Source organism: Bradyrhizobium sp. CW1 (genome assembly GCF_023100665.1).
Classification (GTDB): Bacteria; Pseudomonadota; Alphaproteobacteria; order Rhizobiales; family Xanthobacteraceae; genus Bradyrhizobium; species Bradyrhizobium canariense_D.
Genome location: NZ_CP064684.1, coordinates 476,482 through 493,531 on the forward strand (window position 1 = coordinate 476,482; position 17,050 = coordinate 493,531).

14 protein-coding genes are annotated in these 17,050 nt (G+C 63.0%); 8 read left to right on the plus strand and 6 right to left on the minus strand.

Features of this window, described 5'->3' with window-relative positions; genetic code table 11:
• Positions 1–2: 2 nt before the first annotated feature.
• The 5 genes from IVB54_RS02155 to IVB54_RS02175 form a co-directional block, all read right to left on the minus strand.
• A complete protein-coding gene (locus IVB54_RS02155; protein ID WP_018452906.1) occupies positions 3–554 on the minus strand; it encodes a TadE/TadG family type IV pilus assembly protein in 552 nt (183 codons plus the stop codon).
• The gene (locus IVB54_RS02160; RefSeq protein WP_018452907.1) at positions 551–1,111 is read right to left on the minus strand and encodes a TadE/TadG family type IV pilus assembly protein; all 561 of its coding nucleotides are present in this window, start codon (positions 1,109–1,111) and stop codon (positions 551–553) included. The genes IVB54_RS02155 and IVB54_RS02160 overlap by 4 nt, the downstream gene beginning before the upstream one ends.
• Positions 1,112–1,122: 11 nt before the next feature.
• The gene (locus tag IVB54_RS02165) at positions 1,123–2,685 is read right to left on the minus strand and encodes a pilus assembly protein TadG-related protein (protein WP_245288362.1); all 1,563 of its coding nucleotides are present in this window, start codon (positions 2,683–2,685) and stop codon (positions 1,123–1,125) included.
• A 296-nt stretch (positions 2,686–2,981) separates the two neighbouring features.
• The gene (gene argJ / locus IVB54_RS02170) at positions 2,982–4,223 is read right to left on the minus strand and encodes a bifunctional glutamate N-acetyltransferase/amino-acid acetyltransferase ArgJ (protein WP_026232418.1); all 1,242 of its coding nucleotides are present in this window, start codon (positions 4,221–4,223) and stop codon (positions 2,982–2,984) included.
• Positions 4,224–4,325: 102 nt separating this feature from the next.
• Positions 4,326–5,258 (minus strand): peptidylprolyl isomerase, encoded by a 933-nt coding sequence (locus IVB54_RS02175; protein WP_018452911.1) that lies wholly within the window; start codon positions 5,256–5,258, stop codon positions 4,326–4,328.
• A gap of 361 nt (positions 5,259–5,619) precedes the next feature.
• Here IVB54_RS02175 and secA point away from each other — a divergent pair, with 361 nt between their 5' ends.
• Positions 5,620–8,460 (plus strand): preprotein translocase subunit SecA, encoded by a 2,841-nt coding sequence (gene secA, locus IVB54_RS02180; protein ID WP_204512793.1) that lies wholly within the window; start codon positions 5,620–5,622, stop codon positions 8,458–8,460.
• Between the two features lie 220 nt (positions 8,461–8,680).
• Here secA and IVB54_RS02185 read toward each other — a convergent pair whose 3' ends face one another.
• The gene (locus IVB54_RS02185) at positions 8,681–9,115 is read right to left on the minus strand and encodes a MarR family transcriptional regulator (RefSeq protein WP_007599198.1); all 435 of its coding nucleotides are present in this window, start codon (positions 9,113–9,115) and stop codon (positions 8,681–8,683) included.
• Between the two features lie 178 nt (positions 9,116–9,293).
• On the opposite strand from IVB54_RS02185, the gene IVB54_RS02190 reads away from it, so the two are divergent.
• The 7 genes from IVB54_RS02190 (at position 9,294) to IVB54_RS02220 (ending at position 16,879) form a co-directional block, all read left to right on the plus strand.
• A complete protein-coding gene (locus IVB54_RS02190) occupies positions 9,294–10,481 on the plus strand; it encodes a substrate-binding domain-containing protein (protein ID WP_085384113.1) in 1,188 nt (395 codons plus the stop codon).
• 173 nt (positions 10,482–10,654) lie between these two features.
• Positions 10,655–12,169, plus strand: coding sequence for an amidase (locus IVB54_RS02195; protein WP_026232420.1), 1,515 nt, complete (start codon positions 10,655–10,657; stop codon positions 12,167–12,169).
• A gap of 108 nt (positions 12,170–12,277) precedes the next feature.
• Complete coding sequence (locus tag IVB54_RS02200; protein WP_018452915.1) at positions 12,278–13,135, plus strand: branched-chain amino acid ABC transporter permease; 858 nt, start codon at positions 12,278–12,280, stop codon at positions 13,133–13,135.
• Positions 13,136–13,139: 4 nt separating this feature from the next.
• A complete protein-coding gene (locus tag IVB54_RS02205; protein WP_018452916.1) occupies positions 13,140–14,357 on the plus strand; it encodes a substrate-binding protein in 1,218 nt (405 codons plus the stop codon).
• A gap of 6 nt (positions 14,358–14,363) precedes the next feature.
• Positions 14,364–15,470 (plus strand): branched-chain amino acid ABC transporter permease, encoded by a 1,107-nt coding sequence (locus tag IVB54_RS02210; protein ID WP_018452917.1) that lies wholly within the window; start codon positions 14,364–14,366, stop codon positions 15,468–15,470.
• Positions 15,457–16,191 (plus strand): ABC transporter ATP-binding protein, encoded by a 735-nt coding sequence (locus IVB54_RS02215; protein ID WP_018452918.1) that lies wholly within the window; start codon positions 15,457–15,459, stop codon positions 16,189–16,191. Before IVB54_RS02210 ends, IVB54_RS02215 begins: the two co-directional genes overlap by 14 nt.
• On the plus strand, positions 16,184–16,879 hold the full coding sequence (locus IVB54_RS02220; RefSeq protein ID WP_026232421.1) for an ABC transporter ATP-binding protein: 696 nt from the start codon (positions 16,184–16,186) through the stop codon (positions 16,877–16,879). The genes IVB54_RS02215 and IVB54_RS02220 overlap by 8 nt, the downstream gene beginning before the upstream one ends.
• Positions 16,880–17,050 lie beyond the last annotated feature (171 nt).

Below are 17,050 nucleotides of genomic sequence, written 5' to 3' on the forward strand. Positions count from 1 at the left end.
TTTCAGCTGCATGGATACTGTACGGCGGAGGAAACGCGTGGAAACAGGTAATAGTTCTCGCCGATCGGGATAGTCCCGGTGATCGCATAGCCAAGGTTGGGCGTGTATTGATACGTCACCTCGCCGAGTATCAACGATGTGTTGGAAGGTGAGGGCGTGCCGAGGGCCGCTGGCAAAATCACCTGCTGAGCTACTGGCCGCGCGGTGCCGTTGAGTGCTTTGCTCCAGGTCACCGTCGCTTTGCCGCTGGCGTCCGTGGATACTTCCGACACGACTACCGTCGTATTCGCTGAGGCATAGGGAGCGATCGTCACCGCCGATGCTCCAAGCATGGTGCTTAGCGATGCATCGGTGACGCACGCGTTTCGTGACACCAGGTCCGCGACCGTGTGGGCGGTTTCGCTGACCTTGACGCTGATGGCGAGCCCGTTCCCGAGTTCGACGCCGCCCACATAGAGCAGCAGCATGAACGGCACCACAATCGCGAATTCCACCGCGGCCACCGCGCGCGTGTCGGCCCACAAGTTTCGCACGTAATGAAGCATCCGGCTCATGAGTTGACAAAGGCCTCGTTCATGAAAGCCGTGGATGACATGATCAGGCGTTTGCCATTCGACTGGTTCGCCAGATTGAAGCCGAGCGGACCTAGGAAAACCGGCCATTGATACATCACCCGCACGACAACGATGTCGCCCTGATTGCCGGGGTTGAATTTCCAGACGTTCGTCACGTTGCCGCTGCCGTCAAACGTCAGGGCTGGCGCGCCAGTGTTCGCCGAAGACCATGATCCGGCTACTTGGACGTCGATCATCATCTTGCTGCAGTCGAACAAGATCACAACGTTGGAGCAGACTGCAGTGGCAAACTGGGCTTGGGTCATGCTCGCGGCCTGCGCCTGCCCCGTCAGGATCGCCCGGCTCGATTGGTTCACCACTTGCTCCAGGAGCTGCTGGGCAAAGAAAACAAGGAAGGTCTGGATGATTCCGAGCAACAAAGCGATGAATGCCGGACCGATCAGCGCGAACTCGACCGCGGTTGCGCCGTTCCGGTCGGCAAGGAACGCGCGCCAGCGGCGGCGTTTGGTTGTGGGCACGGCGTGCGCGGCGGTCATGACTGCTTTCTCTACTGGGTCAGGCGCGGATCGGACGCGACCTTCAGGAACAGGCTCTGGAGCGCGGACGTAATGTCGTCGTCGGTCGCCACCTTTTTGTACAAATCGGGCGACGAGGCGCAGGCTTGCAGATTTGTCTCGATCTGGCTGGTCGAGCCGGTGGACGTGCTGTTGAAGGGGTAGATCCATGAATCGTACCAGCCGTTGGATGTATGTAGCGCCGAGTCGTCGTATTCGGTGTAGATCACCGCGATACGGATCTTCCTGTTCTTGATGGTGGTGCAGATCGCGGGGTCGAGCGGTTGCTGGCAGCGCTTACCAGTGAGTTTCTTATTGCAGGAGTTCGTGTACGGGTCGGTCGTGATGTTCACGTCCTCAAGGCCGTCGGTAACGAGGAAGACGACTTCCTGTGGCGTATCGTTGGCGACATTGGTGCCGTTCCCCGGAGTCGGCATGATCTTGTTGAGAGCGCTTAATCCGCCCGCAATGCTGGTGTCGGCGTCGCTATTATTGTTCGACGATGTCAGCCAGTTGTTCTTGTAGACCGGCAGGACCTGAATGTTGTCGGCCTTGCTCTGGATGGTCGCTACCGTGTAGCTGGTCGTTGTGGCAGGCGTCGTGGGAGTTCGCACCACCCCAGGTTTTCCGGAAGGTGCGAAGACCGCCGAACTGCTGCCGCTTGTCGGAGAATTGTTTAGAGCAGTATCGAAGGTATAGATCGCAACCCCATACGTATTTCTGTTGATGCTCGATATCTGATAGGCCGTATTCATCAGCGATTTGACCGCTTGCGTTACCCGATCGATCCGTAACGTGAGGCCAAGATTGCGAGCAAGTTGGTAGTTATCAATCCCGCCTGGATTGCCCAGATTGTCCGCGGCAGGATTAGTCTGGTGGCATGCGAATCCGCATCCTTTCGTCCCGGTCGATGAATCGACCTGCTTTTGCGTGTTCGCGATCAGCGTTTTGATGTCGCTCGAGGTCGCGCCGATCGCCATGGAAGGCGAGGCGTCCAGCAAGAGATAGAAATCGATGTTGGGCGCGCCCTGGTTGCGTGTCGCTGCCTGGCCTGCGAACGGCCAACTCACCTGCTTGAGCACGCTCGGGAAGGCGTTGTTTGCGGCCGCAGTGTAGCAAACCTGGACGTTGCGAACGACTTGGTTGTTTGAGTTGACAGGGTCAGCAAAGACAGAGTCCAGGCCGGGGCAGGGAGCGTAGGTACAGTAGCCCGTTGTGGAGTCGGGTTTGCTGCAATTGACGGTGACCGTGAGAGTTGGCGGTGCGGCCAGGTTGTTGTTGCTGACCAGGCCATTCGCGGTGATGTTGAAAACGTTCTTCGCTGTGGTTTGGGCGACCTGCGGGCTCTTCTGCATCATCGTCGAGGTGACGGCGGCGACGGCGGCAGCATCGACGGCAGAGTCGAGATCAACCTTCATGTGCTGCGTATGCGTATAGTCCAGCGCCATCCCGAGCAGAAAGATTGTCGGAACCATCACAATTGCAAACATCACGGCGACGTTGGCCTTGCGATTTCTGGCAAAACGATACAACCAAGCCCGAAGCATGATCTTCATCCTAATCGCCGTGGGTCCCGGCAGAGGCAATTTCTCTGGCCGATCGGGGATCGAGGACCGGGAGCGCAACCGGGCGGCCTCTGACGACCTCTCGGCAGAGCGGAACTTTGAAGATGGGCTGTTAAGTAAAGCTTACGCCGATGTCGCGAACATGGGTGGCCGAAAATCCGACGCTGCCGGATCGAGCGGCATCATTAACGAAAGCTAAAGGCAGCCAGGAAATTGAAGCGAGCTCCTCGCCCGGCTGCATGCTGGACCTCGTTCTCCGGTGGAGAACCAAGAGAGGGACATCAGATTCACGACCTGTAATCCCCGTTGATCGCGACATACTCCTTGGTGAGGTCGCAGGTCAGTACGCGGTCGCGGCCCTTGCCGAGGCCGAGCGAGACCTTGATCGCGATCTCCGGCGCCTTCATCGCTTCCGACACCTGCGCCTCGTCATAGGACGGATCTCGCGCGCCGCTCCTGGCGACGCGGATGCCGTTGAAGGAGATCGAGAGCTTGTCGCGGTCAGCCGGCTCGCCGGCCTTGCCGACCGCCATCACCACGCGGCCCCAATTGGCGTCCTCGCCGGCGATTGCGGTCTTCACCAGCGGCGAGTTCGCGATCGACATCGCGATCTTGCGCGCCGAGGCCTTGGTCTTGGCGCCCTCGACGGTGATCTCGACCAGCTTGCGCGCGCCTTCGCCGTCGCGGGCCACTTGCTCGGAAAGATTGGCGAGCACCTGGTTGAAGGCCTTGACGAAGGCTTTCAGGCGCGGGTCGGTGGCGCGACTGATCTTCGGCGCGCCGTGTTCCGCAGCAGCACCGGTGGCAAAGGCCAGCAGCGTGTCCGAGGTCGAGGTGTCGCCGTCGATCGTGACCGCGTTGAAGGTGTCCTCGACGCCGCTTTTGAGCAGCGCCTGCAGCGCGGCAGGCGCGATCGGTGCGTCGGTGAAGATGAAGGACAGCATCGTCGCCATATCGGGCGCGATCATGCCGGCACCCTTGGCCATGCCGTTGATGGTGACCTTGGCTTTGCCGAGCTTCACGGTCGCGGTCGCGACCTTCGGGAAGGTGTCGGTGGTCATGATCGCCTTGGCGGCGGCGAGATAATCGCCGGCCTCGGCGGTTTCCGCGAGCCTCCCGAGCACGCCGTCGAACTTGGTCGCATCCAGCGGCTCGCCGATCACGCCGGTCGAGGCCAGGAAGATCTCACCCTCGGTGCATCCGACGGCCTTGGCCGCGATCTTCGCGGTCAGTGCCGTGGAGCTGCGGCCGGTCTTGCCGGTGAAGGCATTGGCGTTGCCGGAATTGACCACCAACGCGCGGGCCTTGCCGCCTTTCAGCTTGGCGCGGCACCATTCCACCGGCGCGGAGGGACATTTCGACTTGGTGAAGACGCCTGCGACCGCGGTGCCCTTGTCCATCACCGCCAGCAGCACGTCGGTGCGGTTCTTGTAGCGAATGCCGGCTTCGGCCGTCGCGAGACGGACCCCCGCGATCACGGGCATGTCGGGAACGTGTTTCGGGGCGAGGGGGGAAACGGAGGAGGACATCGGGGCGCCTTGGTGGGATCTGGACATGCAGATGCCCGGCGCGGGGGCCGGGCATCACAAAGGCTTAGATACTCTTCGCGTCACCGAAGTGACAGCGAATTCTTACTTCTTCGCCGGGGGCGCCATCTTGCTGTCGGACGGCTTGGCGTCAGCCGGCTTGGCCGCATCGGCCGGCTTGGCGTCCTTTGCCGCATCCGCCGGCTGGTCCAGCCGCTCGACCTTGGCTTCCGCGCGCAGCTTGGCGACGTAATCGGCCTGGGCCTTGCGGGTGACATACTGCTCGATCTGCGCCTTGACCTGCTCGAAGTCCGGCGCCTTGCGGCTGCGCTTTTCCTCGACCTTGATGACGTGCCAGCCGAACTGCGACTTCACGGGGTCGGAGATCTTGCCCGGCTCGAGCGCGAAGGCGACCGCCGAGAATTCCGGCACCATCTGCTCCTTGGTGAAGAAGCCGAGGTCGCCGCCGTCGGCCGAGCCCGGATCCTTGGACTTCTTCTTGGCGAGTTCGGCGAAATCGGCGCCCTTGTCGAGTTCGGCCTTCACCGCCTTGGCCTCGTCCTCGGTCTCGACCAGGATGTGGCGGGCGTGCACTTCCTGCTCGCCGGTGATCTGCTTGGAGGCCTCCTCATAGACCTTCTTCATGGCATCCGGGGTGGTGGCGGCCTTGCCCTCGCCGGCGAGCAGGCTGTCCATCAGCAGGCGGTTGCGGGCGAACGCGAGCCGCTTCTTGAACTCCTCGCCCTCGGCGAGCTTCTTGTCCTCGGCGGCCTTGCCGACGATCTTCATGTCGATCAGGAAGGACAGGACGTTCTCGTCCTTGGTCGCCGGGTCCATCTGGGCGAGGCTCGGCCCGAGTTCCTCTTCGGCCATGGCGACGTCGCTCTTCTTGATTTCCGCGCCATTGACCTTCGCCAGCACCGGATCGTCGGCAGCCCGGCCGGGACCCGCGATCAGCGCCAGCGCAAGGCAGCCCACGAGGGCGGTGGCGAGGCCGAAGCGCAGGCCGGTTCTGGTTACCGGGAACGAGGTGGTCATGGAAAATCCTTTTGTTGAAGCAGGGGGCTGCTCGAGCGGGGCGGACACTCGCCCAATTCAGGGGGCCTTGGCAACGCGAAAAGTCTGTCAAAATGATGAATTAGCCGCAATGCACCCGCCGTTGACAAGGCCCTGACCGGGCCATATCTCTGCCCGGTCGCGTCCATGCGATGGCGTTTATTTTGCTGCGTTTTTGGCCGTTGAACCCAGACTTGCCCAACTCCCACCCATATGGCGGATGGACCCCCCGCAGACGGGGCTCTGGCGCCCAGCAGGCGTCACGGTGAGTTGATAGGCAGGCGGGTGACAACCTCTTGGCTGCAACGCGAACGCGGTTGAATCGCGAACACAGGAACTAAGCATGATCGGCGCGCTCGCCCGCAAGTTTTTCGGCTCCGCCAACGACCGGCGGGTGAAGGGATATCAGTCCCGCGTCAACGCGATCAACGCGCTGGAGCCCGAGGTCTCGAAACTCTCCGACGAGGCCCTCAAGGCCCGCACCGTCGAGTTCAGGAAGCAGCTCGCCGAGGGCAAGACCCTTGACGACCTGCTGGTCCCCGCTTTCGCCACGGTCCGTGAAGCCGCCAAGCGGACGCTCGGCCAGCGCCATTTCGATGTCCAGCTGATCGGCGGCATGGTGCTGCACGAGGGCGACATCGCCGAGATGAAGACCGGCGAAGGCAAGACCCTGGTCGCAACGCTCGCGGTCTACCTCAACGCGCTCGCCGGCAAGGGCGTCCACGTCGTCACGGTCAACGACTACCTCGCCCGCCGCGACTCCGCCTGGATGGGCCAGATCTACGGCTTCCTCGGCCTGACCACCGGCGTGATCGTGCACGGCCTCGACGATTCCGAGCGCAAGACGGCCTATGCCTGCGACATCACCTACGGCACCAACAACGAATACGGCTTCGACTATCTGCGCGACAACATGAAGTACCGGCTCGAGGACATGGTCCAGCGGCCGCACTTCTACGCGATCGTCGACGAAGTCGACTCCATCCTGATCGACGAAGCGCGCACGCCGCTGATCATCTCCGGCCCGCTCGACGACCGCTCCGACTTCTACAACACCATCGACGGCTTCCTGCCCAAGCTCGACAAGTCCGACTACGACGTCGACGAGAAGCAGCGCACGGTGACGCTGACCGAAGCCGGCATGGAGAAGATCGAGACGCTGCTGCGCGATGCCGGCCAGCTCAAGGGTGAATCGCTCTACGACGTCGAGAACGTTTCCGTCGTGCACCACATCAATCAGGCGCTGCGCGCCCACACGCTGTTCACGCGCGACAAGGACTACATCGTCCGCGACGACGAGGTCGTCATCATCGACGAGTTCACCGGTCGCATGATGCAGGGCCGCCGCTATTCGGAAGGCCTGCATCAGGCCCTGGAAGCCAAGGAGCACGTGCAGGTCCAGCCGGAAAACCAGACGCTGGCCTCGATCACCTTCCAGAACTATTTCCGGATGTACGAAAAGCTCGCGGGCATGACCGGCACGGCGCTGACCGAAGCCGACGAATTGTTCGACATCTACAAGCTCGAGGTCGTGGAGATCCCGACCAATTTGCCGGTCGCCCGTCTCGACGAAGACGACGAGGTCTATCGCACCCAGAACGAGAAATACGCCGCGATTCTGGCCGAGATCGAGCGCGCCAATGCGCGGCTGCAGCCGGTGCTGGTCGGCACCGCCTCGATCGAAAAATCGGAAGTGATCGCCGAATATCTCAAGAAGCACGGCTATCGGCAGATCGATTTCGGTAACGAAAATTCGATGCAGAAGCTGTACGCGGCGGCCCGCGCCGGCAAACCGGCAAAGCTGTTCGCGGTGCTCAACGCGCGCTTCCACGAGCAGGAAGCCTACATCGTCGCGGAAGCCGGCGTCCCCGGCGCGATCACGATCGCGACCAACATGGCCGGCCGCGGCACCGACATCAAGCTCGGCGGCTCGCTGGAAATGCGCATCCAGCAGGAGGCCGCTTCGATCGAGGACGAAGCCGAGAAGGCCTTGAAGATCGAGCAGATCAAGGCCGACATCGAGCACTTCCGCGACATCGTGCTGAAGGCCGAGGAAGAGGTCGAGATCGAGCCCGCGAAGGGTTCGAAGCCCGCCAAGACCGTGAAGAAGCCCGGCGGCCTCTACATCATGGGCTCCGAGCGCCACGAATCCCGCCGCATCGACAACCAGCTCCGCGGCCGCTCCGGCCGTCAGGGCGATCCCGGCCGCTCGAAATTCTTCCTGTCGCTGGAAGACGATCTGATGCGCATCTTCGGCTCGGATCGCCTCGACAGCATGTTGCAGCGTCTCGGCCTGCAGGAGGGCGAGGCCATCATCCATCCCTGGATCAACAAGGCGCTCGAAAAGGCGCAGCAGAAGGTCGAGGCGCGCAACTTCGATATCCGCAAGAATTTGCTCAAGTTCGACAACGTCCAGAACGACCAGCGCAAGGTGATCTTCGACCAGCGCGTCGACCTGATGAAGGACGACAGCGTCGCCGAGACCGTCGCCGACATGCGCCACGCCTTCATCGACGACCTCGTCGCCAAGCACGTGCCCGAGCATGCCTATGCCGAGCAGTGGGACGTCGCGGGCCTGAAGGAAGAGCTCAAGCGCGTGCTCGATCTCGACCTGCCGGTCGAGGACTGGGCCAAGGAAGAGGGCATCGCCGACGAGGAGCTGCTCACGCGCATCGAGACCCGCGCCGACGAGCACATGGCCGCAAAGGTCGCGCAATGGGGTCCCGACGTGATGCGTTACGTCGAGAAGACCATCCTGCTGCAGACGCTCGACCATCTCTGGCGCGAGCATCTGATCATGCTCGACCATCTGCGCCAGGTCATCGGCCTGCGCGGCTACGGCCAGCGCGATCCGCTGCAGGAGTACAAGACCGAGGCGTTCAACCTCTTCCAGGAGATGAGCGCGCATCTGCGCGAGGCCGTCACGGCGCAGCTGATGCGGGTCGAGATCGTGCCGCCGGAGCAGGAAGCCCCGGTGCTGCCGCCGATGGAAGCGCACAAGTTCGACCCGAACACCGGCGAGGACGAAATGGCGCTCGCGAGCGTCACGCTCGGAGCGCAGGCCACCGACGCGGCGTTGCGCGATCCCAAGAACCCGGCAAGCTGGGGCAAGATCGGCCGCAACGAGGATTGCCCCTGCGGCTCAGGCAAGAAGTACAAGCACTGCCACGGGCGGTACGCTTAGCGATCAGGTGTGAGGTGCGACGTCGGCGCCTCACATTCCACTGTCGTCGCCCGGTTTAGCCGGGCGACCCAGTACGCCACGGCTTCTCGGTTCAATCACGTCAGTCTCTGGAATACTGGATCGCCCGATTAAATCGGGCGATGACATCGAGTATGGGGCGCGCGGCTCCATCTCCTTCGCCGGGACGACCGTGTGGAGAGAGCTTGCTAAACACGCCAGCTCAATTCGAGCTGTCGATCAAGCTCTCCAGCAGCCGCTTCAATTCGCTCGTCGATTTGTCGCCGTAGCTCTCGAGGATGTGCTCTTCCTGGTCGACCGCGAGCGAGTTGAGCTTCTTGCTCAGCACCTTGCCGCGATCGGAGATGAACATCAGGACCTTGCGGCGGTCGTTCGGGTCCTGCACGCGGTAGACCAGCGTGTCCGAGACCATGCGATCGATCATCTTGGTCAGCGTCGGATGGTTGAGCAGCACGGCATCCGCGAGCTCTCCCATCGAATGGCCGTTGCCATCCGACAGGACTTTCAGAATGCGCCACTGCTCGACGGGCACGCCTTCCTTGCTCAACCGCAGTTCGAGCTGCCGGTTGATCTCCCGGTTGGCTTGCGCGAGCAGGTACGCGAGGTGTTCGGTGATCGGGGTGTTCGGTTTTGCCACGGCTAAGACTTTGTCTTGACCCAAATGAGTGAATGTCTTGCAATCGATGCTGCATCTATATGCACTTCAATTCTTGAATATTCAATATTTTCAAAATAGGATATTGCCCAACAATAGGGCGGGTGCCGCGGCCGCCTGCTGAATGAGCTTTCAAGTCTGGTATCAGACAGGAGTTGGCGTGCGCGCGACGGTAAACTTCCCGGCTCACGGCGGTCCGGCGTTACCGCCGTCCTTGCTGTTCAGGAATCTGTCGCCCGCGGCAGCGGATTTCGACCTGTCGCCGGCTGATGCGCATTTCATGAAGCGCCGCGGCGCACACAACAAGCTCCGCATCGGGGGCTTCATTTGCTGCACCGGCTCGCCCGGTGTCTGGGGCCCGTGCGCGACAAGCAGCGCGCAGCTCGCGGTCGCCGAGATCAACAAGCGCGGCGGCATTCTCGGGCGCGAGATCGAGCTTTCGATCTACGATGCCGGCGGGCCGCTCGACGGGATTCTGAGCCGCGCCGAGCAGGCGATCGCTTCCGATGAGATCGACCTCATCGTGGGACTGCATACCAGCGCGGTGCGTGTGGCGCTGCGCAAGGTCACGACCCGCCACCGTATCCCCTACATCTATACGCCCGTCTACGAGGGCGGCGAGCAGACGCCGGGTGTCATGGCGATCGGCGAGACGCCGCGCTGGCAGAGCCGCCCCTCCATCCACTGGCTTGCCGACGTCAAGAAGGCGGCGCGCTGGTACCTGATCGGCAGCGATTATGTCTGGCCCTGGCAGTCGCACCGCGCGGTGAAGCGCTACATCAAGGAGGCCGGCGGCCATGTCGTCGGCGAAGAGTTCGTTCCCCTCGGCGAAGACAACCACGAGCCGCATCTGGAGCGCATCCGTGCCGCGAGGCCTGACGTCGTCCTGATCTCGTTGATCGGCACCGACAGCATCACGTTCAATCGCGCGTTCGGCGAATGCGGCCTCGGCGCCACGACGCTGCGGCTGGCCGGGGCGATGGACGAGACCGTGCTGCTCGGAATCGGCGCCGACAACAGCGAAAATCTGTTCTGTGCCTCCGGCTATTTCCCGGGCATCGGATCGCGGGCCAACGACGACTTCCAGAGCCGCTATCGCGCGATGTTCGGACCGAACGGCCCCCCGATCGGCTCGCTCGGTCAATCCAGCTATGAGGGACTGCGCTTCCTTGAGGCCGTGGCAAACAAGGCGGGCACGTTGGCGATGGGGCCCATGCTCGCGGCCGGCCGCAACATCGTCTATGGCGGCGCGCGCGGCCCCGTCACCGTCAGGAACGGTCATACCCGGATGCAAATGTATCTCGCCGGCGCGGATGGCCTCGATTTCAAGCTGATCAAACCGATCTGACGCCGGCGCCCCATCTGCAAACGCCCGAATCCAAAATAATACTTGAAAAGGAAAATATTTCCGTCTGTAATATCAAGGTAGAGCCGATGGGCGCGCCCGCACACGCGCGCCAATGAGGCTCCAATGCCAGGGATTCCAATTCCAGGGATCAAGAAGCCTTTGAGGAGAGCGCCGTGACAGTTGTCCTTCCCACGCCAGCCCAATTGCGCAGTGTCGCCGACCAGTGCGGCCTTTCGCTGACCGACGACGATGTCGCCTCGTTCCGCGGTCTGATGCAGGGCTCGATCGAGGCCTACAATCTCGTCGGAGCCATGCCGGACGAGGTGCCGGAGGTCAAATATCCGCGCACGCCGGGCTATCGGCCCTCGCCGGAAGAGAACCCGCGCAACGCCTGGTATCGCAAGTCGACCGTGAAGGGGGCGGCGAGTGGCAAGCTCAAGGGCAAGACGGTCGCCCTGAAAGACAACATCATGCTCGCCGGTGTTCCCATGATGAACGGCTCGGCGACGCTCGAAGGCTACGTGCCCGATTTCGACGCCACCATCGTCACCCGCATGCTCGATGCGGGCGCCGAGATCGCCGGAAAAGTCCATTGCGAATCCTTCTGCATGTCCGGCGGCAGCCACACCAATGCGGTCGGCGCCGTCCACAATCCGCACAAGATGGGCTATTCGGCCGGCGGCTCGTCGTCAGGCAGCGGCGTCGTCGTCGCGCTCGGCGAAGTCGACATGGCGATCGGCGGCGACCAGGGCGGTTCGATCCGCATGCCGTCCTCGTTCTGCGGCACCTATGGCATGAAGCCGACCTGGGGCCTCGTGCCCTACACCGGCATCATGCCGATCGAGGTGTTCGTCGACCACACCGGCCCGATGACGGCGACCGTCGCCGACAACGCGCTGCTGCTGGAGGTGCTGGCCGGCGACGACGGCTACGACCCCCGCATCAAGGCGCCCAAGGTCGAGGAGTACACCAAGGCGCTCGGCCAGGGCGTCAAGGGCATGAGGATCGGCATCCTCAAGGAAGGCTTTGAGCAGGCGACGGCCGAAGCCGCCGTGAACGAGAGCGTGCGCGAGGCCGCAAAGCGATTCAAGGATTTGGGCGCCACGGTCGAGACCGTTTCGATCCCGATGCATCTCATGGGTCCCGCGATCTGGACGCCGATCGGCACCGAGGGCATGACCCAGACCATGATGTATGGCGACGGCTATGGTCTGTCCCGCTCCGATCTCTACTCGACCACGCTGATGGACTTCCATCGCGGCTGGCGGCGGCAGGCGGATTCTCTGTCCGAGACCACAAAGCTGTTCCTGCTGCTCGGCACCTACATCAACAACACCTTCGGTCCGCGCTATTACGGCAAGGCTCTCAACATCTCCCGACGCCTGACCGCGGCTTACGACAAGGCCTTCAAAGACTACGATTTGCTGCTGCTGCCGACGACGCCGATGAAGGCGACGAAGCTGCCGGAGCCCACGGCCAGCCGCGAAGACTATGTCGCGCGTGCGCTGGAGATGATCTCCAACACCGCGCCGTTCGACATCACCCATCATCCGGCGATGTCGCTGCCCTGCGGCATGGTCGACGGCCTGCCCGTCGGCCTGATGCTGGTCGGCCGCATGTTCGAGGAATCCACCATCTACCGCGCCGCCCACGCCTTCGAGCAGATCGGCGACTGGAAGAAGATGTGAGCGAGGGACTCATGCAGACGGACGTAACAGGGAAGCGTTTTCGGACGCGTCAAGACATCAAGCCGGAGCCCCGTTCCGATTCCTTCGGAACGGGAAAGGCTCCGGCGCATGGCTAACGCGTTCGTCGCGGCGTTCGAGATCCTGAGCTTTGGTGCGATCATCGTCCTGATCGTGCTGGGGCTCGGGATCATCGCCAGCATGATGGGCATCTTCAACTTCGCGCAGGGCGAGTTCGTCCTGCTCGGGGCCTACATCACCTATCTTGCCTACGCCAATGGCCTGCCGATCTGGGCCGGCATGGTCGCCGCACCATTCATTGTCGGCGCGCTCGGCTTCGTGCTGGAGGCGCTGATCATCCGACGCTTCTACGCAGCCCCCATCGTCGCCATGCTCGGCACCTATGCGCTCGGCCTGATCATCCGCGAATCCGTGCGCGGCTTGATCGGCGGCTTCTATCTCACCGTGCCGGAGCCGATCGGCGGCTCGATCGATATCGGTGCCATGCACATCTCGGCCTGGCGCTTCACCATCATCATCATCACGGCGCTGGTGATGGGCGGCTGCTATCTGCTGCTGGCGCGCACCAGCTTCGGCCTGCGCGTGCGCGCTACCCTGGAAAATCCTTCGCTGGCCCGCGCCTCCGGAATCTCCACGCCGCTGATCTACGGCGCCACCTTTGCGTTCGGCGCGGCGCTTGCTGGCCTTGCCGGCGCACTGATCGTGCCGGTGTTCAGCCTGTTCGCCGATCTCGGCCTGCGCTTCCTGATCCAGGGCTTTGTCGCGGTCATGGTCGGCGGCGTCGGCTCCTTCATCGGGCCGGTCGCGGGCGCCGGCGTCATCGGCACGCTCAGCGCCGCGCTGCCCTGGGTGATGGCGCCCGTCGTGGCCGATGTCCTCGTCTTCGTTCTCGCCATCGTCTTCATCAAATTCCGGCCGCAGGGCCTCATTGCTGGAAAAGGGGTTTAGTCACATGTCCGATCGTTCTCAGCTCTCCCGTCGCCGGTTCCTTTCGAATCTCGCCTTTGCCTCCGGTGCAGTCGCAACCGGCGTCGGCAGTTGGGTGATCCCGGCGCCCTGGGCCAATGCGGCCGAAGCCCCGATCAAGGTCGGCATCGCCACCGACCTCACCGGGCCGATTGCCTACGCCGGCAATGCCGACGCCAACGTCGCCAAGATGGTGATCAAGGAGATCAACGCCGGCGGCGGTCTGCTCGGCCGCCCGCTCGAGCTCTTTGTCGAGGACACCGCCTCGAACGAATCCGTCGCGGTCGGCAACGTCCGCAAGCTGATCCAGCGCGACAAGGTCGACATGGTATTGGGCGGCATCACCTCGTCGATGCGCAACGCCATCAAGGACCCGATCGTCGCGCGCGGCAAGACGCTCTACATCTATCCGCAGCTCTACGAAGGCAAGGAGTGCACGCCTTATCTGTTCTGTACCGGGCCGACGCCGGCGCAGCAGTGTGACGAGTTCATTCCCTGGCTGATCAAGAACGGCGGCAAGAAGTTCGCGCTGCCGAGCGCCAACTATGTCTGGCCGCACACACTCAACGTCTACGCCCGCAAGGTGATCGAGGCCAACGGCGGCGAGGTCGTGTTCGAGGAATACTATCCGCTTGACCAGGTCGACTTCTCCTCGACCGTCAACCGCATCATCTCCAACAAAGTCGACGTCGTCTTCAACACCGTCATCCCGCCCGGCGTCGGTCCGTTCTTCAAGCAGCTCTACGAGGCCGGCTTTCTCAAGAATGGCGGACGGCTGGCCTGCGTCTACTATGACGAGAACACGCTCAACATCAATCAGGCGGCCGAGATCGAGGGTCTCGCCAGCTGTCTCGATTATTTCAAGGTGCTCACCAAGGAGAACCCGTTCGACGCAAAAATCCAGGCGGCCTACGAGAAGGATTTCCCGGGCAACTTCCTGTTCGCTGCCGGCAGCGCCGCCACCGGCACCTATCGCGGCCTGAAACTGTGGGAAGCCGCCGTCAAGGAAGCCGGAAAGGTCGATCGCGACTCGGTCGCCGCTGCGCTCGATCATGCCAAGATCGCCGAAGGTCCCGGCGGACCTGCCGAGATGGTGCCGGGCAAGCGCCACTGCAAGATGAAGATGTACACCGCTGTCGCCAAAGGCGGGAACTACGAGATCGTCGGACGCAGCGACGGACTCGTCGATCCCAAGGAATGCTAGAGTCGAATGCCGAAAGCGATGGGCGCAGCGAAGCAGGCAGTCCCCGCCGAGATCGGCGGGGAGCAGAACGTTGCCATGGTTGAACACGGATCAGCAGGGCAAGCCGGTTCGGTGCGGAAAATCCTGCCGATCGTGGAGGGCGTCGTGCTCGTCGTGGCGCTGCTCGCCCCGCTGGTGCTGCAGGACTACCTCACGGTGTTCGCGACGCGCGTGATCATCCTCGCGCTGTTCGCACTGTCATTCGACCTGGTGTGGGGCTATGCCGGCATCATGAGCTTCGGCCAGGCGCTGTTTTTCGGCTCGGCCGGCTATGGCGTGGCGCTGCTCGCGCGCGATCTCAACATTACCAACATCTTCCTGGTGCTGCCCGCGGGCACCATGATCGGGCTCACCTTTGCGCTACTGCTGGGCGGCTTCCTGCTGCTTGGACGGCATCCCTCCAGCGTGATCTTCGTCTCGCTGGGCACGCTGACCGGATCCTACGCCGCCGATCGGCTTGCGCGCGGCTGGTACTATCTCGGTGGCCAGAACGGCATCCCCTCGATCTCCTCGATGACGCTCGGCAGTTACGAGTTCTCGGAAGGGCCGCCGTTCTATTATCTCGTGCTTGGCCTGCTCGTCGTGGTCTATCTCCTCTGCCGCTTTCTGGTGCGCTCGCAGTTCGGGTTGGCGCTCGCGGGATTGCGCGAGAACGAGCAGCGCATCGCCTTTTTCGGCTACAAGGCGCAGCATCTGAAGGCGATCATTTTTGCGATCGGAGGCGCAGTGGCCGGCCTCGCCGGCAGCCTCTATGCCTTCCACGAAGGTTTCGTCTGGCCCAACATGGTCGGCGTCGTGGTCTCGACGCAAGTGGTGCTCTATGTGCTGTTCGGCGGCTCCGGCACGCTGATCGGCGCCGTCATCGGTGCCGTCATCGTTGAGGGCGTCAGCTTCTGGCTCTCGGACAATTACCGCGAGGTCTGGCCGATCATCCTTGGCGTGCTGCTCCTGCTGGTGATTCTGTTCCGGCCGCTCGGCCTGATCAGCTTCGTGCTCGGCGAGCGCGAGCGGGTCGGCAGCTTTGGTGGCAAATCCAGGAAGACCGGGAAGGAGAAGCGCGATGCCGCTCCTTGAAGCCAGCGGCGTCAAGAAGATCTTCGGGAAGCTCACCGCGCTCGACGGCGCCGCGCTGACCGTCGGCGAGAACGAGTTTCACGGCCTGATCGGCCCGAACGGCTCCGGCAAGAGCACGCTGATGAAGTGCATCGCCGGCGCCGAGGTGCCGACACAGGGCAAGGTCTCCTTCGTCAACGCCGATATCACCGCGTTCACGCCGACCGAGCGTGCCCGCGCCGGTATGAGCTTGAAATTTCAGATCACATCCGTGCTGCCGACGCTGACGCTCTACGACAACATTCTGCTCGCGCTGCAGGCGCAATCCTCGCTGTTCGATCTCGTGTTCTCGCGCACGCGCGGGCTCTTGCACGATCAGGTCATGACCATGCTGACGCAATTTCGCCTCGCCAACCGCGCTTTCGACGCGGCGGCGGCGCTGTCGCACGGCCAGCAGCAATGGCTGGAGATCGCGATGGCGCTGGCCTGCAAGCCGAAGCTTCTGCTGCTGGACGAGCCGACCGGCGGCATGAGCCTGGAGGAGCGCCGCGTCACCGGTGAATTGCTGCAGCCGATCAAAAAGCATTGCTCGCTGGTCATCGTCGAGCACGATCTCGATTTCATCCGCGACATCTGCGATCGTCTCACCGTGCTCGACCAGGGCAAGGTGCTGGCGTCCGGCACGGTGTCGGAGATCCAGGCCAACAAGGCCGTCCAGGAGATTTATTTGCGCCGTGCCTGAATTTTTGGACATCAAGCATCTCGACGCCGGCTATGGTCGCAGCCAGGTCCTGTTCGACGTCAACCTCGGCATTCCCTGGCGCGGCGGTGTCGCCGTGCTGGGCCGCAACGGCGCCGGCAAGACCACGCTGATGAAGACCATCGTCGGCGAACTGCCGGCGTGGAAGGGCGAGGTCGCCTTCGATGGCCGCGACATCAGCCGCCGCGCGACCCAGGAGCGGGTGCGCGCCGGCATCGGCTACGTGCCGCAGGAGCATTCGGTGTTCGCGCGCCTGTCGGTGCGCGACAATCTCGCGGTCGGGTCGCTCGCGAGCAGGAAAGCCGACGCGGTCGAGCACGTGCTGACCATCTTCCCAAAGCTCGGCCAGCGCCTCGACCAGCCCGCCGGCACGCTTTCCGGCGGCGAGCGCAAGATGCTCGCCATCGGCCGCGCCATGCTGGGCGATCCAAAACTTCTTCTGCTCGACGAGCCGACCGAAGGCGTCTGGATCGGCGTAATCGAGGAGATCACCGAGCGCCTGATCGAGCTTGCGAAAACCATCGCCGTCATCATCGTCGAGCAGCACCTCGACCTCGCGCTCCGCGTCGCCGATTACGCCTACGTGCTGGACCGCGGCCGCGTCGCGCTGCAAGGCGAAGCGGGCGAGGTGAGGGGCAATCCGGAGCTGCTGCGGTATCTGGCGCCGTAGGGCGCGCGTGAAGCGCGTCGCTCTCACACCGAACTCGGCTGTCATGCCCCGCGAAGGCGGGGCATCCAGTACGCCGCAGCTTCTCGATCGATAAGGGGTGCCTCTGGAATACTGGATTCCCCGCCTTCGCGGGGAATGACGGCGTCAGGCTGGGATGGATCGAAGAGATTA